The organism is Rhodococcus sp. GA1 (genome assembly GCF_024321955.1).
GTDB lineage: Bacteria > Actinomycetota > Actinomycetes > Mycobacteriales > Mycobacteriaceae > Rhodococcus > Rhodococcus pyridinivorans.
On sequence record NZ_CP097186.1, the window covers coordinates 4,298,684 to 4,320,929 of the forward strand.

The 22,246-nt window shown below is 68.5% G+C and carries 18 protein-coding genes and 3 tRNA genes; 15 read left to right on the forward strand and 6 right to left on the reverse strand.

The window, feature by feature from the left end; translation table 11 throughout:
• The first annotated feature begins 31 nt into the window (after window positions 1–31).
• The 3 genes from M3330_RS20080 (at window position 32) to M3330_RS20090 (ending at window position 4,616) form a co-directional block, all read left to right on the forward strand.
• Window positions 32–1,804, forward strand: coding sequence for a SulP family inorganic anion transporter (locus M3330_RS20080; protein ID WP_255026104.1), 1,773 nt, complete (start codon window positions 32–34; stop codon window positions 1,802–1,804).
• Between the two features lie 128 nt (window positions 1,805–1,932).
• Window positions 1,933–3,525, forward strand: a complete 1,593-nt coding sequence (gene serA / locus M3330_RS20085; protein WP_006554532.1) for a phosphoglycerate dehydrogenase — start codon at window positions 1,933–1,935, stop codon at window positions 3,523–3,525.
• A gap of 80 nt (window positions 3,526–3,605) precedes the next feature.
• Window positions 3,606–4,616, forward strand: coding sequence for a 3-isopropylmalate dehydrogenase (locus M3330_RS20090; protein WP_219129237.1), 1,011 nt, complete (start codon window positions 3,606–3,608; stop codon window positions 4,614–4,616).
• Window positions 4,617–4,715: 99 nt separating this feature from the next.
• Here M3330_RS20090 and M3330_RS20095 read toward each other — a convergent pair whose 3' ends face one another.
• The gene (locus tag M3330_RS20095; protein WP_006554530.1) at window positions 4,716–5,912 is read right to left on the reverse strand and encodes an MFS transporter; all 1,197 of its coding nucleotides are present in this window, start codon (window positions 5,910–5,912) and stop codon (window positions 4,716–4,718) included.
• 110 nt (window positions 5,913–6,022) lie between these two features.
• Here M3330_RS20095 and M3330_RS20100 point away from each other — a divergent pair, with 110 nt between their 5' ends.
• The 5 genes from M3330_RS20100 (at window position 6,023) to M3330_RS20120 (ending at window position 8,940) form a co-directional block, all read left to right on the forward strand.
• Window positions 6,023–6,799, forward strand: a complete 777-nt coding sequence (locus M3330_RS20100; protein WP_219129235.1) for a fumarylacetoacetate hydrolase family protein — start codon at window positions 6,023–6,025, stop codon at window positions 6,797–6,799.
• A 66-nt stretch (window positions 6,800–6,865) separates the two neighbouring features.
• Complete coding sequence (gene gltX / locus M3330_RS20105) at window positions 6,866–8,338, forward strand: glutamate--tRNA ligase (RefSeq protein ID WP_121209065.1); 1,473 nt, start codon at window positions 6,866–6,868, stop codon at window positions 8,336–8,338.
• A gap of 215 nt (window positions 8,339–8,553) precedes the next feature.
• Window positions 8,554–8,625: transfer RNA gene (locus tag M3330_RS20110), tRNA-Gln, on the forward strand.
• Between the two features lie 86 nt (window positions 8,626–8,711).
• Window positions 8,712–8,784: transfer RNA gene (locus M3330_RS20115), tRNA-Glu, on the forward strand.
• Window positions 8,785–8,867: 83 nt separating this feature from the next.
• Window positions 8,868–8,940, forward strand: a tRNA-Glu gene (locus M3330_RS20120).
• 53 nt (window positions 8,941–8,993) lie between these two features.
• Here M3330_RS20120 and M3330_RS20125 read toward each other — a convergent pair.
• Both M3330_RS20125 and M3330_RS20130 read right to left on the reverse strand, forming a co-directional pair.
• Window positions 8,994–9,506 carry a pyridoxamine 5'-phosphate oxidase family protein gene (locus M3330_RS20125; protein WP_006554527.1) on the reverse strand — a complete coding sequence of 171 codons (513 nt, stop codon included), beginning with the start codon at window positions 9,504–9,506 and terminating at the stop codon, window positions 8,994–8,996.
• A 105-nt stretch (window positions 9,507–9,611) separates the two neighbouring features.
• A complete protein-coding gene (locus tag M3330_RS20130; protein WP_006554526.1) occupies window positions 9,612–10,313 on the reverse strand; it encodes an IclR family transcriptional regulator in 702 nt (233 codons plus the stop codon).
• A 125-nt stretch (window positions 10,314–10,438) separates the two neighbouring features.
• On the opposite strand from M3330_RS20130, the gene leuC reads away from it, so the two are divergent.
• From leuC to M3330_RS20145, 3 genes are all read left to right on the forward strand, one after another.
• The gene (leuC, locus tag M3330_RS20135; protein ID WP_024101379.1) at window positions 10,439–11,857 is read left to right on the forward strand and encodes a 3-isopropylmalate dehydratase large subunit; all 1,419 of its coding nucleotides are present in this window, start codon (window positions 10,439–10,441) and stop codon (window positions 11,855–11,857) included.
• A 28-nt stretch (window positions 11,858–11,885) separates the two neighbouring features.
• Window positions 11,886–12,482, forward strand: coding sequence for a 3-isopropylmalate dehydratase small subunit (gene leuD, locus M3330_RS20140; protein ID WP_006554524.1), 597 nt, complete (start codon window positions 11,886–11,888; stop codon window positions 12,480–12,482).
• A 170-nt stretch (window positions 12,483–12,652) separates the two neighbouring features.
• Window positions 12,653–13,348 carry an HU family DNA-binding protein gene (locus M3330_RS20145; RefSeq protein ID WP_255026114.1) on the forward strand — a complete coding sequence of 232 codons (696 nt, stop codon included), beginning with the start codon at window positions 12,653–12,655 and terminating at the stop codon, window positions 13,346–13,348.
• A 95-nt stretch (window positions 13,349–13,443) separates the two neighbouring features.
• On the opposite strand, the gene M3330_RS20150 is transcribed toward M3330_RS20145, so the two are convergent.
• The 3 genes from M3330_RS20150 to cofC are packed head-to-tail and all read right to left on the reverse strand — an operon-like array spanning window position 13,444 to window position 17,307.
• Window positions 13,444–14,400 (reverse strand): NUDIX hydrolase, encoded by a 957-nt coding sequence (locus M3330_RS20150; RefSeq protein WP_152640945.1) that lies wholly within the window; start codon window positions 14,398–14,400, stop codon window positions 13,444–13,446.
• 13 nt (window positions 14,401–14,413) lie between these two features.
• The gene (locus M3330_RS20155) at window positions 14,414–16,609 is read right to left on the reverse strand and encodes an RNA degradosome polyphosphate kinase (RefSeq protein ID WP_255026119.1); all 2,196 of its coding nucleotides are present in this window, start codon (window positions 16,607–16,609) and stop codon (window positions 14,414–14,416) included.
• On the reverse strand, window positions 16,606–17,307 hold the full coding sequence (cofC, locus tag M3330_RS20160) for a 2-phospho-L-lactate guanylyltransferase (protein WP_255026121.1): 702 nt from the start codon (window positions 17,305–17,307) through the stop codon (window positions 16,606–16,608). The genes M3330_RS20155 and cofC overlap by 4 nt, the downstream gene beginning before the upstream one ends.
• Before the next feature lie 239 nt (window positions 17,308–17,546).
• On the opposite strand from cofC, the gene M3330_RS20165 reads away from it, so the two are divergent.
• The 4 genes from M3330_RS20165 (at window position 17,547) to M3330_RS20180 (ending at window position 22,221) form a co-directional block, all read left to right on the forward strand.
• Complete coding sequence (locus M3330_RS20165) at window positions 17,547–18,545, forward strand: NAD(P)H-dependent glycerol-3-phosphate dehydrogenase (protein WP_024101374.1); 999 nt, start codon at window positions 17,547–17,549, stop codon at window positions 18,543–18,545.
• 5 nt (window positions 18,546–18,550) lie between these two features.
• The gene (locus M3330_RS20170; RefSeq protein WP_094980303.1) at window positions 18,551–19,711 is read left to right on the forward strand and encodes a cystathionine gamma-lyase; all 1,161 of its coding nucleotides are present in this window, start codon (window positions 18,551–18,553) and stop codon (window positions 19,709–19,711) included.
• 71 nt (window positions 19,712–19,782) lie between these two features.
• Entirely contained in the window at window positions 19,783–20,889 is a 1,107-nt protein-coding gene (locus tag M3330_RS20175; protein WP_255026124.1) for a D-alanine--D-alanine ligase family protein, read from the forward strand.
• Between the two features lie 48 nt (window positions 20,890–20,937).
• Window positions 20,938–22,221: a glutamate-5-semialdehyde dehydrogenase gene (locus M3330_RS20180; protein WP_006554515.1), complete on the forward strand. Its 1,284-nt coding sequence runs from the start codon at window positions 20,938–20,940 to the stop codon at window positions 22,219–22,221.
• The last annotated feature ends 25 nt before the right edge of the window (window positions 22,222–22,246 follow it).

A 22,246-nucleotide genomic window follows, 5' to 3' on the forward strand; every position in this document is an offset into this window, starting at 1 on the left:
ACGGGCCGAGGCCGCGGAGGATACTGGGCTGATGTGGCTCCTCGCCGCGTTCGGGCGGCTCCCGGGTGTCGCCACCGCACGGTCCTACCGGCGGGGGTGGCTGCGGGGCGACGTCACGGCGGGTCTCGCGCTCAGCGCCCTGCTCGTCCCCACCGGCATGGGATATGCCCAGGCGGCGGGACTGCCGCCCTACACGGGTCTCTACGCGACAGTGGTGCCGATGCTCGTGTACGCGGTGGTCGGTCCGTCCCGGATCCTCGTGCTCGGACCGGATTCCGCGCTCGCCCCGCTCATCGCGGCCGCGGTGATCCCGCTCGCCGCCGACGGTGACCCGCAGCGTGCGGTCGCCCTCGCCGGTGTGCTCGCCCTCCTCGTCGGGGCGATCCTCCTCGTCGGGGGGATACTCCGCTTCGGATTCCTGACCTATCTGCTCTCCACACCGATCCGGGTCGGTTTCCTCAACGCGATCGCGATCATCGTCATCGTCGGGCAGCTCCCGCTCCTGCTGGGCACCTCGGCCGACGAATCCGGTGTCGTCGCCGAGGTTCTCGACGTCGTCGACGACGTCTTCGAGGACGGTGTCGAACCGGTCGGACTTCTCCTCGGCGCCGGCACCCTCGCTGTGATCCTCGTGCTGCAGAAGGTCGTTCCCCGCATACCCGCGGTGCTCGTCGCGGTGGTCGCCGCCTCCGCGGCGGTCGAGGTGTTCGGGCTCACCGATCGGGTGGAGATGGTGGGGGCGCTGCCCTCCGGGATCCCCGCGCCCGTTCTGGGCGGTATCGAACGGGGAGACGTGATCGAACTGCTCGCACCCGCGGTCGCGGTCGCCGTCATCGCGTTCGCCGACACCGCGGTGCTGTCGCGCTCGTTCGCGCTCCGACGGGGCGAGGACGTGGACGGCAGTTCCGAGATGCGCGCCCTCGGTGTGGTGAACATCGCAGCCGGTGCGACGGGCGGATTCCCCATCTGCGGCAGCGGCAGTCGCACTCCCGTCCTCGAACAGGCCGGAGCGCGTACCCAGCTCGCGGGTGCCGTCGGAGCGGTGACGGTCGCGATCTTCCTGCTCGCCGCGCCGGGGGCGACGGCGTACCTGCCGCAGGCCGCGCTCGCTGCCGTCGTGATCGCCGCGGCGAGTGCTCTCGTCGATGCGAAGGGGCTCGGTCGCCTGTGGCGGGTCAACAAGATCGAATTCTGTTTGTCCTTCGCCGCATTCGTGGCGGTCGGTCTCGCCGGTGTGTTGAGGGGTGTACTCGTCGCGATCGCATTGTCGTTGACGGTCGTGATCGTGCGTGCCTGGCAACCCCACCGGACCGAACTCGTCGAACTCGAGAACATCGCCGGATATCACGACCGGGAGCGGCATCCCGAGGGCCACCGCATCCCGGGTCTCGTGCTCGTGCGATTCGACGCTCCGCTGTTCTTCGCGAACGGTGTGATCCTCACGAAGTTCGTCCGTGAACTCGTCCGCGAACGCGAGGACCGTATCGAGTGGGTGGTACTCGCGGCCGAACCGATCACGGATCTAGACATCAGCGCCGTCGAGGAGATCGAACGTCTCGACGACTACCTCGCCCACAGGGGGATATGGCTCGCCTTCGCCGCGATGAAGGGGCCGGTCAAGGACAAGTTGCACCGGATGCAATCGGGGAATCGCTTCGGGGCCGGTCGATTCCATCCGACCGTCCGCACTGCCGTGGTGGCCTTCCGGCACCGGAACCAGCCCGGCATCGAGCGCAGTGTGCTCGACGCACCCCCGCAGGACATCGTCCCGCCCCCGCGGAAGGATCGGCCCGCACCACCGTGATCCCGGTCCCGGTGGCCCCGTGGGAGGGGCCGGGGCACTAAACTGTGGGCGGTCGCGGGTGCCCACGCATGCTGTCGGGCGCGAGCGCCGTCGACCACTCACACATTCACGACACAGGGAGTCCGCACGTGAGCCAGAATGGCCGTCCAGTAGTCCTGATCGCCGACAAGCTTGCGCAGTCGACCGTCGATGCGCTCGGTGACGGTGTCGAGGTGCGCTGGGTCGACGGCCCCGACCGCCCCGCCCTGCTCGCGGCCGTGCCCGAGGCCCAGGCGCTGCTGGTCCGCTCCGCGACCACCGTCGACGCCGAGGTGCTCGCTGCGGCGCCCAACCTCAAGATCGTCGGTCGCGCCGGTGTCGGCCTCGACAACGTCGACATCGCTGCTGCCACCGAGCGCGGTGTGATGGTCGTCAACGCGCCCACCTCCAACATCCACTCCGCCGCCGAGCACGCGGTCGCGCTCCTCATGTCCGCGGCGCGGCAGGTTCCCGCCGCCGACCGCACCCTGCGTGAGCGCACCTGGAAGCGGTCGAGCTTCAACGGCACCGAAATCCTCGGCAAAACGGTCGGCGTCGTCGGCCTCGGCCGCATCGGCCAGCTGTTCGCCCAGCGTCTCGCGGCGTTCGAAACCCACGTCATCGCGTACGACCCCTACCTGCCGGCCGCCCGCGCCGCACAGCTCGGCATCGAGCTCGTCGACATCGACGAGCTGGTCGCCCGCGCCGACTTCATCTCGGTGCACCTGCCCAAGACCAAGGAGACCGCCGGCCTGATCAACGCCGAGCGTCTGTCCAAGGCCAAGGACGGCGTCATCATCGTCAACGCCGCCCGCGGTGGCCTGATCGACGAGGACGCGCTGTACGACGCGCTCGTCGAAGGCAAGGTCCGCGCTGCCGGCCTCGACGTCTTCGAGACCGAGCCGTGCACCGATTCGAAGCTGTTCGACCTCGACAACGTCGTCGTCACCCCGCACCTCGGTGCATCCACCGCCGAGGCCCAGGACCGCGCCGGTACCGACGTTGCCAAGAGCGTGCTGCTCGCCCTCGCCGGCGAGTTCGTGCCCGATGCCGTCAACGTCTCCGGTGGCCCCGTGGGCGAGGAGGTCGCGCCGTGGCTCGAGCTCGTTCGCAAGCTCGGTCTGCTCGCCGGCACCCTCTCGCCCGAGGCCGTGCAGAACGTGCAGGTCGTCGTCAGCGGTGAGCTCTCGGCCGAGAACACCGACATTCTCGGCCTGGCCGCCCTCCGCGGCCTGTTCTCGGCGAGCAGCGACGAGCCCGTCACCTTCGTCAACGCCCCCAAGCTCGCGGAGCAGCGCGGCGTGACGGTCGAGGTCGAGAAGGTCAGCGAGGCCACCACGCACCGCAGCGCCGTCGAGGTCCGCGCCGTGGCGCCGGACGGACACGTCACGTCCGTCGCGGGTGCGCTCACCGGCCTGCAGCAGGTCGAGAAGATCGTCAACATCAACAGCCGCAGCTTCGACCTCCGCGCCGAGGGCCACAACCTGATCGTCCACTACCAGGACCGTCCGGGTGTCCTCGGAACGCTGGGCACCGTGCTCGGCAACGCGAGCATCGACATCCAGGCCGCGGCGCTGAGCCAGGACGCGGAGGGCCCCGGCGCCACCGTGATCCTCCGTGTCGACCGCGTCGTCGGCGACGCCGAGGTCGGACAGATCACCGAGGCGCTCGACGCGCGCGTCGCCCAGGTCGACCTGTCCTGATCCTTCGGTTCTCCATCATCCGGTGGCCGCGACCGTCTGCACGGTCGCGGCCACCGTCGCACAGGAAGTGAGTAGTGCTCATGAAACTTGCGGTCATCCCCGGTGACGGCATCGGTGTCGAGGTCACGGCGGAAGCTCTCAAGGTGGTCCGCGCCCTCGTCCCGGATCTCGAGACGACCGAGTACGACCTCGGTGCCCGCCGGTACAACGCGACCGGCGAACTCCTGCCCGATGCCGATCTCGCCGCGATCCGCGAGCACGACGCGATCCTCCTCGGTGCCATCGGCGATCCGTCGGTCACGCCGGGCATCCTCGAACGCGGTCTCCTCCTGAGCATGCGGTTCGCACTCGACCACCACGTCAACCTGCGGCCGTCGCGCCTGTACCCGGGCTCGAAGTCGCCGCTCGCCGCCGACCACGAGATCGACTTCGTCGTCGTCCGCGAGGGCACCGAGGGCCCGTACACCGGCAACGGGGGAGCGATCCGCGTCGGCACCCCGCACGAGATCGCCACCGAGGTCTCGGTGAACACCTGGTTCGGAGCCGAGCGCGTGGTCCGCTACGCCTTCGAGCTCGCGCAGACCCGCCGCAAGCACGTCACGCTCATCCACAAGACGAACGTGCTGTCGAACGCCGGCGCCATCTGGACCCGCGCCGTCGAGACCGTCGGCAAGGAGTTCCCTGAGGTCACCACGGCCTACTGTCACATCGACGCCGCGACCATCTACATGGTCGACGACCCGTCGCGCTTCGACGTCATCGTCACCGACAACCTGTTCGGCGACATCATCACCGACCTCGCCGGCGCCGTAACCGGCGGTATCGGCCTTGCCGCGAGCGGCAACATCGACGCCTCGGGCACCAACCCGTCGATGTTCGAACCGGTCCACGGCTCGGCACCGGACATCGCCGGCAAGGGCATCGCCGATCCCACCGCGGCGATCCTGTCCACCGCCTTGCTGCTGCGCCATCTCGGGCGCGAGGAGGATGCTGCACGCGTCGAGCGGGCCGTCGAGGCCGACCTCGCGAATCGTGGCACCGGTCCGATCGTGACCACCGAGATCGGCGATCGGATCGCTGCTTCTCTTTGATCTCTGAGCGCGGATTCTCTCCGGGCACCGAGTTCTTCGGCACAAACGCGCGTGGCGCCGGCGGGTACGTCCCGTCCGGCGCCACGCGCGTTTCGCGTATCAGTCCTTCGGTATCACCGGGACCGCCGCTGCGGGAGCGATGGCGGCCAGGGCGAAGGCCGCGGGGAATCCGACCGCGGCGATGAGCCCACCGAAGACCGGTCCGACGGCCGCGGCGAACACGAACTGCCCGGTGTTCTGGATCCCGAGTGCGCGGCCGCCCCAGAACGGGCCGGCGATCTCCGCGACGGCAGTGAATGCCAACCCGTTCGGCGCCGAGGTCAGGATCGACGCGACGAGCAGGACGCCCACCGCGATCGCCGAATCCGTCCACGCCGTGACGGAGAGCGCGACCATCGACACGACGACCGATGCGGCGACGAGGCGCATCGGTCCCAGCCTGCTGCCCACCCGATCGGACCAGGCCCCGGTGACGACACGTCCGAGGGCGCCGAGGATCTGGGCGGCGGTGATGACGAGACCGGCGCCGACCTCGTCCCAGCCGCGGTCGGCGATGAGCCAGACCAGGGCGTAGGTCCACACGACGTACTGCGGAACGACGAGCAGGATCGACGCGAGATGGATCCGCGTGAGGGACATGGAACTCCGGTAGGGATTGCCGAGCACGCCTGCGCGCTCGGCCTCCACCCGTCCGGGTCGGGGCGGATCCACCACGCCGACCGCGCAGACGACGGCTGCGAGCCCGCACGCGAGCATGGGAAACGAGAGCGCCCAGGCGATCCCGTGGTCGCCCGCGAGAGTGGGGATGACGAGTGCGCCCGCGGCGACACCCAGCGGCACCGACATCTGCCGGATGCCCATCGCGAGGCCGCGCTGGTGCGGCGGGAACCATCCGACCACCACGCGACCGCTCGCCGAATTGGCGCTCACGGCGCCGGCTCCCGCACACATCAGCAATAGGCCGAGCAGTGCTGCGGAGGTGGTGCGGGACAGGTCCAGTGAGGTGGTCGCGCTCGCGAGTCCCATCGAGACGGCCGCGATCCCGAGTCCGGCGGCCAGCGCGAGACGTTCGCCGAACCGGTCGGCGATCGCGCCCCACACGACGAGCGTGAACACGCCGCCGAGGATCGGTGCGCCGGCGAGGGTTCCGGCCTGGGCGAGGGTGAAGCCACCCTCCTGGTTCAGGATTGGGATGAGGAAGGCGACGCCGTTGATGACGGTGGCCTGGGAGGCCTGGGCGAGGACGCCGAGGGCCAGGATCAGCCATCGGCGCCGACCGATGTCCGGAGTGTCCATGAGTCCCACTATTTGAGAAAGTCGTACCGTTATATGAAATCTTGGTCGGACTCTATACCCGCGGCACCCGGGCGTCGATCGCAGTGTGCGCGCACCGTTAGACTCCGGACATGCGCCTTGGTCGAATTGCCAGCCCGGATGGTGTCGCGTTCGTGAGCATCGAAGGGGAGGGGAAGTCCGCGACGGCGAAGGAGATCGCCGAGCATCCTTTCGGGAACCCCACCTTCACGGGCCGGAGCTGGCCCCTCGCCGACGTGCGGATTCTCGCCCCGATCCTCGCCACCAAGGTGATCGCGGTCGGTCGCAACTACGCCGCCCACGCCGCCGAGTCGGGCAACGAGGTCCCCGACGAGCCGATGATCTTCCTCAAGCCCAACACGTCGATCGTGGGCCCGGGCGCGCCCATCGTGATTCCGCCCACCACCTCGCTCGTCCATCACGAGGCCGAACTCGCCGTGGTCATCGGGCGTCCCTGCAAGGACGTCCCCGCCGCGAAGGCCCCGGAGGCGATCCTCGGCTACACGATCGCCAACGACGTGTCCGCGCGCGACCATCAGCGCAAGGACGGCCAGTGGGGCCGAGCCAAGGGCCACGACACCTTCTGCCCGCTCGGTCCGTGGATCGAAACCGACATCGACCCTTCCGATCTCGAGATCTCGGCGGAGGTCGACGGGCAGATCCGCCAACGCAGCCGCACCTCGAAGATGGTGCACGACATCCCGAAGCTCATCGAATGGATCTCCGGTGTCATGACCCTGCTGCCGGGCGACGTCATCCTCACCGGCACTCCCGAAGGTGTCGGACCGATCGAGCCGGGCAACACAGTCTCGATCACCGTCGAGGGCATCGGAACGCTCACGAATCCGGTCGTCGCCAAGGGATCCTGACCGGAGCTCGCTGCGGGGCGGATAGCCTGGGAAGGTCTCCCGTCGATCCTCAACCCTGAGCGAGTCATGACCACCAGCGAAGTACGCGTACGTTTCTGCCCGTCACCGACCGGAACCCCGCATGTGGGTCTGGTGCGCACCGCCCTGTTCAATTGGGCTTTCGCGCGTCATCACGGCGGCACCTTCGTGTTCCGCATCGAAGACACCGACGCCGCACGCGACACCGAGGAGTCGTACCAGGCGATCCTCGACGCCCTCCGGTGGCTTGGTCTCGAATGGGACGAGGGTCCGGAGGTCGGCGGACCGTACGAGCCGTACCGGCAGTCGCAGCGACGCGACCTTCACCTCGAGATCGTGCAGAAGCTCGTCGACTCCGGTGAGGCCTACGAGTCGTTCTCGACGCCGGAAGAGGTCGAGGAGCGGCACAAGGCCGCCGGCCGCGACCCGAAGCTCGGCTACGACAACTTCGACCGCGACCTCACCCCGGAGCAGCGGCAGGCATTCCTCGACGAGGGGCGCAAGCCGGTCGTGCGACTGCGCATGCCCGAAGAGGACCTCACGTGGAACGACCTGGTCCGCGGCGAGACCACTTTCAAGGCAGGCTCGGTGCCCGACTTCGCGCTGACCCGCGGCAACGGCATCCCGCTCTACACGCTCGTCAATCCCGTCGACGACGCGCTGATGAAGATCACACACGTCCTGCGCGGCGAGGACCTGCTGTCGTCCACCCCGCGTCAGCTTGCGCTGTACGCGGCGCTGCAGCGCATCGGCGTCACCGATTTCACGCCCGAGTTCGGCCACCTGCCGTTCGTGATGGGGCAGGGCAACAAGAAGCTCTCCAAGCGCGACCCGGAGTCCAACCTCTTCCTGCACCGCGATCGCGGGTTCATCCCCGAGGGCCTGCTCAACTACCTCGCTCTGCTCGGCTGGGGTCTCGCCGACGACCGCGACGTGTTCTCCCTCGACGAGATGGTCGCGGCCTTCGAGATCTCCAAGGTCAACTCGAACCCCGCCCGGTTCGACCAGAAGAAGGCCGACGCCATCAACGCCGAGCACATCCGCCTGCTCGAGCCGGAGGAGTTCGCGATCCGGCTGAAGGCGTACCTCGTCGAGCACGGCCGGATCGGGGCCGACGTCGACGACGCGCTCTTCCGGACGGCCGCCGACCTCGTACAGACCCGTATCGTCGTTCTCGGGGACGCGTGGGACCTGCTGAAGTTCCTGTTCGTCGACGACGCCGACTTCACGCTCGACGAGGTCTCCGCGGCGAAGAATCTCAAGGAGGATGCCGCGCCCGTGCTCGACGCCTCCGTCGCCGCCCTCGAGGGCCTGACCGAGTGGACCACGCCGGCGATCGAGGAGGCGCTCAAGAGCGCACTGATCGAGGGGCTCGAACTGAAGCCGAGGAAGGCCTTCGCTCCCGTGCGGGTCGCGGTGACGGGCTCGCACGTCAGCCCGCCGCTCTACGAGTCGATGGAACTGCTCGGCCGTGAGCGCACCCTTGCACGACTGCGTGCCGGGCGGGCGCGCATCGCCTGACCCCTGCATGGTCGCTCTCGGCCCGTCGTCGGCACCCGCCGGCGACGGGCCGAACTCGTTCCGGGCTCGATTTCATGCCACCGAGTTCGTCCTGAGCTCGATTGCACTCCTCTGACCAGCCGATTTGTAGTTGGTGGCGGGGTTGGTGCTAATCTTCTTCTCGGTTCGGAACGGAGGCCACAACGCCCGCAGGGCAGGCCGAAGGAACAAACCATTGGGGTATGGTGTAATTGGCAACACAGCTGATTCTGGTTCAGCCATTCTAGGTTCGAGTCCTGGTACCCCAGCTGAGACGCGGCGGTTTGCCCGCAACGTCTCAGCCAGCTATGCTGGCTGAGCTTCCTTCGGGAAGCGAAGAGAAGAAGTTCCATAGGCCCCCGTCGTCTAGCGGCCTAGGACGCCGCCCTCTCACGGCGGTAGCGTGGGTTCGAATCCCATCGGGGGTACAACGGACTACCCACCGATCTCCGGGTCGGTGGGTGTTCTTCTCTCGGAGGCGTCGGCTCGTCGATTCCTCGGAAAGTTCCAGGCCCCCGTCGTCTAGCGGCCTAGGACGCCGCCCTCTCACGGCGGTAGCGTGGGTTCGAATCCCATCGGGGGTACAACCACGAAGGCTCTCCGATCATCGATCGGAGAGGCTTTCGCGTATGGGCGGTCAGTGCGCGGCGGACGGAAGATAGGCGGCCGTCGTGCCGCCGATCTCCATGGCAGGCATCCCGAGCTTGCAGTGATCCCACGAACGCACCCGCGCGGGCACCACACGGACGGCCACCCGTTTGTGCATCATCTGCTCCACCGCGGGGCGCGCCTCCTCCGTGTACGGGGCGGTGTACCGCTCCCATACGTCGCGGCAGACCTCGAACAGGCGGTCGTGGTCGTCCACGATCTCCGCCCGCCCCTCGATCGAGACGCCACGCAACTGGTCGTAGGTGTCGCCGGCCTCGACGAGGACGGTCACGCGATCGTCGCGCCGGAGGTTGACGACCTTCTGCGATTTCGCCTTCGTCTCGAACCAGATCTCCCCGTCGAGCACCGCGTACCACATGGCGACGAGGTGCGGGGTGCCCGTCGGTCCGAGGGTCGCCAGGTTCGCGACCCGGCTGCGGTGGAGGAACTCGTCGATCTCCGACTCCGTCATCGTGATGCCTGCGCGGCGGTTGGTTCCCATGCGAAGCACTCTGGCAGAGCGTGGGGCCGCACGGCTGTCTTCCTCCCGCCCCGCCCGTGTCCCTCCTGGGCTCCACCCGGGAGGGACACGGGCATGCGGTCGGCCTCAGAGACGCTTCTGGAGCGCTTCTGCGGCGGCGAGGAGGTCGGCGGCCCAGCGGGCGCCCGGTCGGCGGCCCATGCGGTCGATGGGGCCCGATACGGAGATCGCGGCGATCACGCCACCGCTGCTGTCGCGCACGGGTGCGGCGACCGACGCCACACCGGGTTCGCGTTCGGCGGCGCTCTGCGCCCAGCCGCGGCGGCGGACCTCGACGAGCACGCGTTCACCGAAGGCCGCGTCGGGGAGGATGGCGCGCTGGGTCGCCGTATCGGCCCACGCGAGCAGAACTTTCGCGCCGGAGCCGGCCGTCATCGGAAGGCGTGCGCCGACGAGGACCGTGTCGCGCAGACCGGTCGGCGGTTCGAGAGCGGCGACGCAGACCCGCTGGGTGCCCTCGCGGCGGTACAACTGCACGCTCTCGCCGGTGATCTCGCGCAGACGGGGGAGGACGAGCGAGGCGGCCTCGACGAGCGTGTCGCCTGCGCCCGCGGACAATTCGGCCAGTCCGGGGCCGGGACGCCACTGTCCGTCGCTGTCGCGCATGAGGAGGCGGTGGACCTCGAGGCCCACGGCGAGACGGTGCGCCGTGGCACGGGGCAGGCCGGTCCGCGCGCACAACTCGTTGAGGTTGCACGGCTGTTCGGCAACCGCATGGAGGACTGTCATCGCTTTGTCCAGCACTCCGATCCCGCTATGCTGTCTCATAGGTCGATACCTCCGTCTCGCATAATGGGAAGCATATCGCATGCCGAGAACGGTGGGGACGACACCATACGCGGCCGGACAGCCCCCGGGATCCCGCGTTCGTCACGTACGACAAGGTGGAGAAGATGGCTGGAAAGACTCTGGCGGAAAAGGTGTGGGACCAGCACGTGGTCGTGCGCGGTGAAGGAGAGGGATCGGCGCGACAGCCGGACCTGATCTACATCGACCTGCATCTCGTACACGAGGTGACCAGCCCGCAGGCCTTCGACGGTCTGCGGCTGGCAGGACGCCCGCTGCGGCGTCCCGACCTCACGATCGCCACCGAGGACCACAACGTCCCCACGGTGGACATCGACAAGCCGATCGCCGACCCGGTCTCGCGCACACAGGTCGAGACCCTGCGCCGCAACTGCGAGGAGTTCGGTGTCCGTCTGCACCCCATGGGCGACCTCGATCAGGGCATCGTCCACGTGGTCGGCCCGCAGCTCGGTCTCACGCAGCCCGGCATGACGGTGGTGTGCGGCGACAGCCACACCTCCACCCACGGCGCCTTCGGCGCACTGGCGATGGGCATCGGCACCAGTGAGGTCGAACACGTCATGGCGACACAGACGTTGTCGCTGCGGCCGTTCAAGACGATGGCCATCAACGTCGGCGGCACCCTCGCGCCGGGAGTGACGAGCAAGGACCTCATCCTCGCGATCATCGCGAAGATCGGCACCGGCGGCGGACAGGGCTACGTCCTCGAGTACCGCGGCGAGGCGATCCGCGCACTGTCGATGGAAGCGCGGATGACCATCTGCAACATGTCGATCGAGGCGGGCGCCCGCGCCGGCATGATCGCCCCCGACGAGACCACCTACGAGTTCATCAAGGGCCGCCCGCACGCCCCGAAGGGCGCCGACTGGGATGCTGCCGTGGAGGCGTGGGAGCAGCTGAAGACCGACGACGACGCGGTTTTCGACGCCGAGGTCCACATCGACGGCAGCGCTCTGACCCCCTTCGTCACGTGGGGCACCAACCCGGGCCAGGGCGCTGCGCTCGGGTCCAGCGTTCCGGTACCCGAGGAGATCGCCGACGAAACCGAGCGGTCTGCAGCGGAAAAGGCGTTGCGCTACATGGATCTCGAACCGGGCATGCCGCTGCGCGACGTGAAGATCGACACCGTCTTCGTCGGCTCGTGCACCAACGGCCGCATCGAGGATCTGCGTGCCGTGGCGGATGTCCTGCAGGGCCGCAAGGTCGCCGACGGCGTCCGGATGCTCGTCGTGCCGGGTTCGATGCGGGTGCGCGCGCAGGCGGAGGAGGAGGGTCTCGGCGAGATCTTCACCGCCGCAGGGGCCGAGTGGCGTCAGGCCGGGTGCTCGATGTGCCTGGGCATGAACCCCGACCAGTTGGCGCCGGGCGAGCGTTCCGCGTCGACCTCGAACCGGAATTTCGAAGGACGGCAGGGCAAGGGCGGACGGACGCATCTCGTCTCGCCGGCCGTGGCCGCCGCAACCGCGGTGCGGGGAACGCTTTCCGCACCCGCGGATCTGGACTAGACCACAGGACCGACGAGGAGAATTTTCGATGGAAGCCTTCACCACCCACAGGGGCATCGGCGTCCCGCTGCGCCGCTCCAATGTCGACACGGATCAGATCATCCCGGCCGTGTACCTGAAGCGCGTCACCCGTACGGGATTCGAGGACGGTCTGTTCGCCGCATGGCGCAACGACCCGTCCTTCGTCCTCAACACCCCGCCCTTCGACCGCGGCAGCGTTCTCGTCGCCGGACCGGATTTCGGCACCGGCTCCTCGCGTGAGCATGCCGTGTGGGCGTTGTCGGATTACGGATTCCGGGTCGTGATCTCGTCCCGCTTCGCCGACATCTTCCGGGGCAACGCCGGAAAGGCCGGTCTGCTCGCCGCTCAGGTCTCGCAGGACGACGTCGAACTGCTGTGGAAGCTCATCGAGCAGCAGCCCGGACTCGAACTGGAAGTGGATCTCGAGAACCGGACGGTGACCGCCGGAACCACCGTGGTGCCGTTCACCATTGACGACTACACGCGGTGGCGTCTGCTGGAGGGTCTCGACGACATCGGATTGACATTGCGCCAGGTAGACGCGATTTCCGAGTACGAAAAGTCAAGGCCGTCATGGAAACCGAGTACCCTTCCGGCGCCCTGAAAACACCCCCGAACGCGCCTTCTCCGGGTCCGGTCCGACGCTCCCGTCGGGCCGGGCCCGGAGGTTATTTGCATGAGAATCCGCGTGGCACATAGACTCTTGCCCGTTTGCGGGTCTACCGTGGACTGGAGTCGGTCTGACGGTGGACCGTGTATGTGCGGAGGAAATCAATGAACAAGGCAGAACTGATCGACGTTCTGACCGAGAAACTCGGTTCGGACAGGCGCACCGCCACCGCGGCCGTCGAGCACATCGTGGACGCGATCGTTCGCGCCGTGCACGACGGTAAGAGCGTCACCATCACCGGATTCGGTGTCTTCGAGAAGCGTCGTCGGGCCGCGCGTGTCGCGCGGAACCCGCGCACGGGTGAGACGGTCAAGGTCAAGCCGACCTCGGTGCCGGCCTTCCGTCCCGGCCAGTCCTTCAAGAACATCATCGCGGGCACCCAGAAGCTCCCGGCTTCGGGTCCGGCCGTGAAGCGCGGTGCAGCTGCAGCGGCCAAGAAGACCGCGGCAGCGAAGAAGGCGGCGAAGAAGACCACGGCGGCGAAGAAGACCACGGCGACCAAGTCGACCGCGGCGAAGAAGACCACCGCAGCGAAGAAGACCACGGCGGCGAAGAAGACCACCGCCACCAAGTCGACTCCGGCGAAGAAGACCACGGCGACCAAGTCGACTCCGGCGAAGAAGACCACCGCCACCAAGTCGACCGCGGCGAAGAAGACCACCGCGGCGAAGAAGACCACGGCGGCCAAGTCGACTCCGGCGAAGAAGACCACCGCCACCAAGTCGACCGCGGCCAAGAAGACCGCGGCCAAGAAGAGCCCGGCCAAGAAGACCACGGCCCGCAAGAGCACCAAGAAGTAACACCCACCCGCGATGCGGCTCGCACACGTGCGAGCCGCACAGGTGAGACGACGGCGGCCACCGGACATCCGGTGGCCGCCGTCGTGTGTACTCGGTCAGATGCTCTCGTCGTCCGCCGGTGGACGGCCCGTGGGAAGAGGGCTGTCGAGGTGGTCGGCTGCGACGAGACGATCGCCGCGCAGCGACAACACCCACATGCTCGCCTTCCGGTTCCGCGCCGGAGGCAGCGCGAGACCGTCGCGCTCGGCCCACCACTCCAGCAGCGGCGGGATCACCTTGCCCTGACTGCAGATCACGGGAGTGCCGGGACCGGACGCGATCTCCAGCGCCCGCTTGCGGCCGCGGTCCGGATCGGCGCGGTACTCCTCCTCCGACAGGGACGGCTCGATCGCGATCTCGAGTCCGTGCCGGGAGGCGAAGGGTTCGACCGTCGCGATGCACCGCGTGCGGTCGGCGGACACCACGCTGTCGCCGCCGAATGCCGTCAACTGCGGAACGAGAGCCTCGGCCTGCGCCCGTCCGGACGCATCGAGGGGCCGGTAACGGTCGTCGCCCTTGTACTTCTTCCGACTACCCGCCTTGGCGTGCCGCACGATCAGCGCCATGGTCGTGTCCAACGGCACCCGGCGGAACCGGCGCAGGACACTGCGGTCCATCGGATAGGACAACAGATCGAATGCCTCTTCGGGGGACACCCAACGCAATTCGTCAACCTCGTCATTGGGCGCGAACTGCCCGTCGAGGCACCGCGCAGCCCAGTAGTCCACCCGCTTGAGCTTGCGGTGACCCGGAACGGGGTAGACGACCTTCCCGAGACTACTGCCGAGCGCGGAGCGGAATCCGGTCTCCTCCTCGATCTCCCGCACCGCGGCAACCACGGCCGTCTCACCCGCGTCGAGCTTGCCCTTCGGAAAGGACCAGTCGTTGTAGCGCGGGCGATGCACGAGCGCGACCTGCACATCGTCCGGAGCGTTCTCGTCGACAGGACGCCACAGGACCGCGCCCGCCGCGAAGATGTTGGCCTTCACGGGCTTGTCGCGTGATTCGGTCAACGTTCCCTCCACCTCAGGACGCACGACTACGCATGAGTTCGACCTGGTGGTCGCGGGCAGCGGTTCCCGGCTCGGGGGACGCCGTCCAGGTGCCGTCGCCCTCGAGAATCCAGCAGCGGGTGACCGGGTCGAGCGCGGAATCGAAGATGCCGTCCAGCTGCGCTGCGAGCCGGGTGTTCTTCACCTGCACCATCACCTCGACGCGACGGTCGAGGTTCCGGTGCATCATGTCGGCGCTACCGATCCAGTACTCGTCGCTGCCCCGGAAATGGAACAACCGCGAATGTTCGAGGAACCGCCCCAGAATCGAGCGCACCGTGATGTTCTCGCTCAGGCCGGGCACGCCCGGCTTGAGGGCACAGATCCCGCGCACGACCACCTCGGTCCGCACCCCTGCCCGCGACGCGCGGTAGAGCGCGTCGATCACCTGCTCGTCGACGAGGGCGTTGGCCTTGAGCCGGATCCCGCTGGGGCGACCGGCCGCGTGGTGCTCGATCTCACGCTCGACGCGTTCGATGATGCCCTTGCGGACTCCGTGCGGTGCGACGAGCAGATTGCGGTACTGCGCCTTCCGGGAGTATCCGGTGAGGGTGTTGAACAGGTCGGTGAGGTCGGCGCCGATCTCGGGTGACGACGTGAGCAGGCCGACGTCCTCGTAGAGACGAGCGGTCTTCGGGTTGTAGTTGCCGGTGCCGATGTGGCAGTAGCGGCGGATCGTCGAACCCTCGCGCCGCACGACCAGACAGGTCTTGCAGTGTGTCTTCAGACCTACGAGTCCGTATACGACGTGGACACCGGCCTGTTCGAGCTTGCGCGCCCACTTGATGTTGGCCTGCTCGTCGAAGCGTGCCTTGATCTCCACGAGCGCGACGACCTGCTTGCCCGCTTCGGCAGCGGCGATCAGGGCGTTGACGATGGGGGAGTCGCCCGACGTCCGGTACAGCGTCTGCTTGATCGCGAGGACCTGGCTGTCGGCGGCGGCCTGCTCGATGAACCGTTGCACGCTCGTGGAGAACGAGTCGTACGGGTGGTGGACGAGGATGTCGCCCTCGCGCAGGGTGGAGAACACGCTCTTCGGTGTCTCTCGCTCGCCGAAGGCGGGATGGGTCGCCGGCACGAAGGGGGCGTCCTTCAGATCCGGTCGGTCGACGGCGTGCACCTGCCACAGCGACGACAGATCGAGCAGCCCGGGCAACTGGACGACGTCCACCCGATCGACGTCGAGTTCGCGCAACAGGAGGTCGAGCATGTGCTCGGTCATGTCGTCCGACACCTCGAGCCGCACGGGAGATCCGAAGCGCCGCCGGGCGAGTTCGCGTTCGAGGGCTTGAAGGAGATCCTCGTCGCGGTCCTCCTCGACCTCGAAGTCGGCGTTGCGGGTGACGCGGAATGCGTGGTGCTCGACGATCTCCATGCCCGGGAACAACACGTCGAGATGGGCGGCGATCAGCTCCTCGAGCGGGAGGAAGGCCGGCAGTCCGTGCGACGAACCCGCGCGATCGACCCGGACGAACCGATCGACGTTGTCGGGCACCTTCACGCGCGCGAAGTGTTCACCGGACGACTGCGAATCCTTGACCGTGACAGCGAGGTTCAGGGACAGGCCGCTGATGTACGGGAAGGGGTGTGCGGGATCGACCGCGAGCGGCGTCAGGACCGGGAAGACCTGGTCGGCGAAATACTGTGTCAGTCGTCGGCGTTCGTCCTCCGTCAGATCCGCCCATCGGATGATCGAGATGCCTTCGGCCGCCAGGGCGGGCATGACCGAGTCGAGGAAGACCTGCGCGTGGCGACCGGCGAGTTCGCGCGTGCTCGACGCGATGAGCGCGAGCTGGGCGCGCGGGGTCAGTCCGTCCGCGGACCGGACCGACAACCCCGTCTCGGCGCGACGTTTCAGCCCGGCGACCCGCACCATGTAGAACTCGTCGAGATTCGACGCGAAGATCGCGAGGAACTTGGCGCGTTCGAGCAACGGCTGCGAGGTGTCCTCCGCGAGCGCGAGAACGCGGGCGTTGAAATCGAGCCAGCTCTGTTCGCGGTTGAGATAGCGGTCGACGGGAAGTGTGTTGTCGTGATCGGTCCTCGACTGCAGTCCCGTCGCGGCCGGAGGGGCGCTGGTGGCGGTCGCTACGCGACCGGCGGGTCGTGCGGCACCGGATGGTGCCGCGTGCTCGGAACTCGTGGGATCGGTGGAATCGCCGTTGGTCACGAGTTCATTGTTGCAGAGCGACGGCTCCCTGCAGCGCTGTCGCACGGGTGGCACAGGGGGAACTCGACCGTGTCGAGCACGGCCGCGGTGGCCGGTCCGACGCCGAGTTGCAGTGCGGCGGCAAGATCGTCCGGTGTGTCCACATCGAGTCGCAGTCCGGGGAGGGCGTCCGGTACCGGGTACGCACCGGCATCGATGTGGCGACCGGCCGATCCCGGACCGAACGACAGTGGCGGCAGGGTGCCGCTCACGCAGTGCAGCAACGCCGTCGTACCGCTCGCCGTGTGGTCGACGACCACGGCCGTTCCGGTCCGCCGCGCAGTCTCGCGTGCGAGCACGAAATCCTCGGGCCGCAGGGACGGAAGGTCGGCCTGCAACGCCACGAGTTCGGCGCCGGGTGCGTGCTCCCGCGCCCGGCGGGCCGCTGCGAGCAGTGCGGAGTTCAGTGGGTCGGGGGAGTCGGGACGCACCGGATCGGGGAGGACGTCCGCGCCGCAGTCCAGCGCCGCGGCCGCGACCCGCTCGTCGGCGGTGACGACGGTGACCGTCACGTCTCCGGCGGACAGCGCCGCCGTCACGGTGTCCTGCAGCATCGCAAGCACCAGTGATTCCCGTGATGCCGGGTCGAGGACGTGCGAGAGCCGCGACTTCGCCAGGCCGAGGGCCTTGACGGGAACGAGCACGTGCGTCGCGGGCATTGCCCGATTGTGCCATCAGTATCGAATCGCACGGTCGCGCCAGGTGACGAACCGCACGAGCGCCCGGTGCGACCGGGTCGTGTGCGGTCCGTCCTCCGACCCGGCGCGGTGTCGGTGGAGCCTGCGCGATACTGGGTGCGACCGTGGGTGGTGACCGCCCGGACCGAACCGGTCGCGGCCGCCCGCTCCGGGCCGATCGCGAGCGTGAGTGCCGGGCATCGGATGAGAGTGAGGATGGCGTGACCACAGCAGCAGTTCTGGGCGCGGGTTCGTGGGGGACGGCGTACGCCAAGGTGCTGGCCGACGCCGGAACGGACGTGACGATCTGGGCGCGGCGCGAGGAGGTGGCGCGTGGCATCGCCGAGCGGCACGAGAACTCCGACTATCTACCCGGTGTGGAACTGCCGCACTCGCTGAAGGCGACGGCCGATCATCGGGTGGCCCTCGAGGGCGCCGATTTCGTGGTCCTCGCCGTCCCGAGTCAGACCCTGCGTACCAATCTCGAGGAGTGGAAGGCAGATATCGGACCGGACGCGACACTTCTCAGTCTCGCCAAGGGAATCGAGAGCGGCACCCTGATGCGCATGAGTCAGGTGATCGGTCAGGTCACCGGCGCCGAGCAGAATCGCATCGCCGTGCTGTCCGGCCCCAACCTCGCCCGTGAGATCGCCGAGGGGCAACCGGCCGCGACCGTCATCGCGTGCCCCGATTCCACCCGCGCCATGGAGATCCAGAAATCCTGCGCCACAAAATATTTCCGTCCGTACACGAACTCCGACGTCATCGGCTGCGAGGTCGGCGGCGCCTGCAAGAACGTCATTGCCCTCGCGTGCGGCATGGCCGCCGGAGTCGGGCTCGGTGAGAACACCGTCGCGAGCATCATCACCCGCGGTCTCGCCGAGATCACCCGGCTCGGAACCGCCCTCGGGGCCAAGCCGGCCACGCTCGCCGGTCTCGCCGGTGTCGGCGATCTTGTCGCCACATGTACGTCCCCGTTGTCCCGCAACCGTTCGTTCGGCGAACGACTCGGCCGCGGTGAGTCCCTCGAGAGCGCGCAGGAGGCCACCCACGGTCAGGTGGCCGAAGGGGTCAAGTCGTGCACCTCGGTCCGCGCCCTCGCAGCGAGTTACGACGTCGAGATGCCGCTCACCGACGCCGTGCACCGCGTGTGCCACGAAGGCATGTCGGTGCAGGACGCGATCGGGCAGCTGCTCGGACGCCGGATCAAGCCGGAATGAGTGGCATGACGGGCGATTCGACTCGCTGTGTGAAGGCAGTTGCACACGAGTGTGTTCCGGGCTCCCCGCTGCAGGCGGGACCGGTCTTCGCGGCGCCGTATCTCCTCGGGGAGGACGAGCGCGACGACGTCGACACCTATGCGCGGGCCTCGAATCCCGGCTGGCGCGCACTCGAATCGGCGCTCGCCGACCTCGAGCACGCCTCGGCCGCCCGCGTCGTCGGCTCGGGAATGTCTGCGATCACGGTCGCCCTGCGATCCCTCGTGGCCCCGGGCGGCACGGTCGTCGTCCCCTCCGACGGTTACTACCAGGTGCGCACGTACGCGCAGGAATTCCTGGCGCCGCACGGAGTGAAGGTCGTCGAGATGTCGGTCGCGGAGTTCGGTGACGGCACCCTGACCGACGTTCTGGTGACCGCTCCCGACAATTCCGTCGTACTGGTCGAGACCCCGTCGAATCCAGGCCTCGACACCGTCGACCTGCGCGCGATCGCGACCGCGTGCCACGTCTCCGACGCGCTCCTGCTCGTCGACAACACCACCGCCACACCCCTGGGCCAGCTGCCCCTCGATCTCGGCGCCGACGTCGTGGTGGCCAGCGGGACGAAATCGCTCAGCGGACACAGTGACCTGCTGTTCGGATACATCGCCGTCGCGGATCCCGAACTGCTGCCCGCGATCGACCGGGAACGACTGTTGTCGGGAACCGTGCTGGGACCCTTCGAGACATGGCTCGCGCACCGCAGCCTCGGCACCGCCGGACTGCGCTTCGAACGGCAGTGCGCCAACGCGCTCGCCGTCGCCGGGATGCTGTTCGAGCACGCCGCTGTCACGGACGTCCGCTATCCCGGACTCGCCGGCGACCCCGCCCACGCCGTGGCGGCCGGCCAGATGAGCCGCTTCGGCCCCCTCGTCACCTTCCGGCTACCCGGCCGCGACGAGGTGCACCGCTTCGTCCGCGCGGCCACGCTCGTCGCACCCGCCACCAGCTTCGGCGGTATCCACACGACAGCGGATCGTCGCGCACGATGGGGCGATGCGGTGCCGGAGGGATTCGTCCGGTTGTCGTGCGGAATCGAGGACACCGCGGATCTGCTCGCCGATCTCGACGCGGCGCTGAAGGAGACGACCCTCCACCGAGGGAGACCGGAGCCCGCGGAGACATAGCAGGGTGTCCGGCCCCACCCGCGTAGGACTCGCTCGACACGCGGAGATCGCCACCCGGTACGGTTCGACACGTGAGTATGCCCCGAACCCGGGTGGCCGTCGTCTTCGGTGGTCGCAGCAACGAACATTCCGTCTCCTGCATCTCGGCAGGGAGCATCCTGCGCAACCTGGATCAGGAGAAGTACGAGGTCGTGCCCATCGGCATCACTCCCGAGGGCGCATGGGTCCTCGGCGACGCGGACCCCGCCGGCCTCGCCGCGGCCGGTCGCGAACTGCCCGTCGTCGCCGGCGACGGCTCCGATCTCGTCCTCACCGCGGATCCGACCCGCGGTGGCGACATCGTCGCCCTCGACGAGGGCTCCTACGGCCGGGTGCTCGCCTCGGTCGACGTGGTGTTCCCGGTCCTGCACGGCGCCTACGGCGAGGACGGCACCATCCAGGGTCTGCTCGAACTCGCGGACATCCCGTACGTCGGTCCCGGGGTTCTTGCCAGCGCCGCCGGGATGGACAAGGAGTTCACCAAGAAACTGCTCGCGGCCGAAGGCCTGCCCGTCGGCTTCCAGATCGTCCTGCGTCCCGGCACCGCGACCCTCACCGAGGAGCAGAAGACCCGCCTCGGCCTGCCCGTCTTCGTCAAGCCCGCCCGCGGCGGATCGTCCATCGGCATCAGTCGCGTGGCCGACTGGGCCGCCTTCGACGACGCCGTCGCGAAGGCCCGGCAGCACGACCCCAAGGTCATCGTCGAGTCCGCGATCATCGGCCGCGAGGTGGAGTGCGGCGTGCTCGAGTTCCCGGACGGCGACGTCCGCGCGAGTGTCGTCGCCGAGATCCGCATGCCCGACACCTCCGGCGACCACGAGGCGTTCTACGACTTCGACACGAAGTACCTCGACGACGTCTGCGAGTTCGACGTCCCGGCCAAGCTCGACGAGGAGACCTCCGACCGGATCCGCGAACTCGCGGTCCGGGCGTTCCGCGCCCTCGACTGCCACGGCCTGTCCCGCGTCGACTTCTTCGTCACCGAGGACGGACCGGTGATCAACGAGATCAACACGATGCCCGGATTCACCTCCATCTCGATGTATCCGAGGATGTGGGACGCCACCGGAGTGGAGTACGCCGAGCTGCTGTCGATCCTGGTGGAGACGGCGCTGGCGCGGGGCACCGGCCTGCGCTGACGGCACACGGCCTGTCGGCTTCCGCGAGGACCCGACTAGGCTGGATACATGACTGCCGTGACCCCCGACTCAGCTGCGACCGACGCCGGCACGGACACCCGTGAGGCCGTCCACGAAGCTGCGCGTCGCGCCCGCGTGGCCTCCCGTCGTCTCGCGTTGCTCACCACCACCGAGAAGGACGCGGCTCTGCACGCCGCGGCCGACGCTCTGCTCGCCGCCGCCGACACCGTCCTCGCCGCGAACGCGGAGGACATCGAGGCCGCCCGCGCCGGTGGCACCGAAGAGGCCATCCTCGACCGCCTGCGCCTGACCTCCGCCCGGATCGACGGGATCGCCGCCGGCCTGCGCCAGGTGGCCGGACTGCCCGACCCGATCGGCGGCGTCGTCCGCGGCTCGACGCTGCCGAACGGTCTCGAGCTGCGCCAGGTGCGCGTCCCGCTCGGCGTGGTCGGCATGGTCTACGAAGCACGGCCCAACGTCACGGTCGACGCATTCGGTCTCGCCCTGAAGTCCGGCAACGCGGCGCTGCTGCGCGGCTCGTCGTCCGCGGCCCGCTCCAACGCCGCGCTCGTCGAGGTGCTGCGCGCCTCGCTCGAGAGCCGGGGCATCCCCGCCGATGCCGTGCAGCTGCTGCCGAGCGCCGACCGCTCGTCGGTCACGCATCTGATCCAGGCCCGAGGCCTGGTCGACGTCGTGATCCCGCGCGGTGGCGCCGGTCTGATCGCCGCGGTGGTGCGCGACGCGACCGTCCCCACGATCGAGACGGGCACCGGCAACTGCCACGTCTACGTCCACTCCGCGGCCGATCTGGAGATGGCGGAGAAGATCGTGATCAACGCGAAGACCCGCCGGCCCAGCGTGTGCAACACCGCCGAGACGATCCTCGTCGACAAGGCGATCGCCGACACCGCCGTCCCGAAGCTCCTGCAGGCATTCCAGCAACACAGCGTGACGGTCCACGGCGACCTGCCCGGCCTCGTGCCCGCGACCGACCAGGACTGGTCCGACGAGTACCTCTCGCTCGACGTCGCCCTCGCGGTGGTCGACGACCTCGACGCGGCCGTCGACCACATCGACCGTTACGGCACCGGCCACACCGAGGCGATCGTCACCTCGGACCTCGCCGCTGCTCGGGAGTTCACGACGCGCGTGGACGCCGCAGCCGTTATGGTCAACGCTTCGACGGCGTTCACGGACGGCGAGCAGTTCGGATTCGGCGCGGAGATCGGCATCTCCACCCAGAAGCTGCACGCTCGCGGCCCGATGGGTCTGCCCGAACTGACGTCGACGAAGTGGGTGGTGTGGGGCGACGGCCACACCCGTCCCGCCTGATCGAGACCGGCCCGACGAAAGGAAC

Bases quoted from the DNA above. Each gene is read 5' to 3' on its own strand.
- M3330_RS20095 (WP_006554530.1), bottom strand. From the start codon at position 5,912: ATGGACACTCCGGACATCGGTCGGCGCCGATGGCTGATCCTGGCCCTC.
- M3330_RS20170 (WP_094980303.1), top strand. From the start codon at position 18,551: ATGACGGGCGATTCGACTCGCTGTGTGAAGGCAGTTGCACACGAGTGT.
- M3330_RS20130 (WP_006554526.1), bottom strand. From the start codon at position 10,313: ATGAGACAGCATAGCGGGATCGGAGTGCTGGACAAAGCGATGACAGTC.
- M3330_RS20090 (WP_219129237.1), top strand. From the start codon at position 3,606: ATGAAACTTGCGGTCATCCCCGGTGACGGCATCGGTGTCGAGGTCACG.
- M3330_RS20145 (WP_255026114.1), top strand. From the start codon at position 12,653: ATGAACAAGGCAGAACTGATCGACGTTCTGACCGAGAAACTCGGTTCG.
- M3330_RS20125 (WP_006554527.1), bottom strand. From the start codon at position 9,506: ATGGGAACCAACCGCCGCGCAGGCATCACGATGACGGAGTCGGAGATC.
- cofC (WP_255026121.1), bottom strand. From the start codon at position 17,307: ATGCCCGCGACGCACGTGCTCGTTCCCGTCAAGGCCCTCGGCCTGGCG.
- leuC (WP_024101379.1), top strand. From the start codon at position 10,439: ATGGCTGGAAAGACTCTGGCGGAAAAGGTGTGGGACCAGCACGTGGTC.
- M3330_RS20100 (WP_219129235.1), top strand. From the start codon at position 6,023: ATGCGCCTTGGTCGAATTGCCAGCCCGGATGGTGTCGCGTTCGTGAGC.
- gltX (WP_121209065.1), top strand. From the start codon at position 6,866: ATGACCACCAGCGAAGTACGCGTACGTTTCTGCCCGTCACCGACCGGA.
- leuD (WP_006554524.1), top strand. From the start codon at position 11,886: ATGGAAGCCTTCACCACCCACAGGGGCATCGGCGTCCCGCTGCGCCGC.
- M3330_RS20180 (WP_006554515.1), top strand. From the start codon at position 20,938: ATGACTGCCGTGACCCCCGACTCAGCTGCGACCGACGCCGGCACGGAC.
- M3330_RS20080 (WP_255026104.1), top strand. From the start codon at position 32: ATGTGGCTCCTCGCCGCGTTCGGGCGGCTCCCGGGTGTCGCCACCGCA.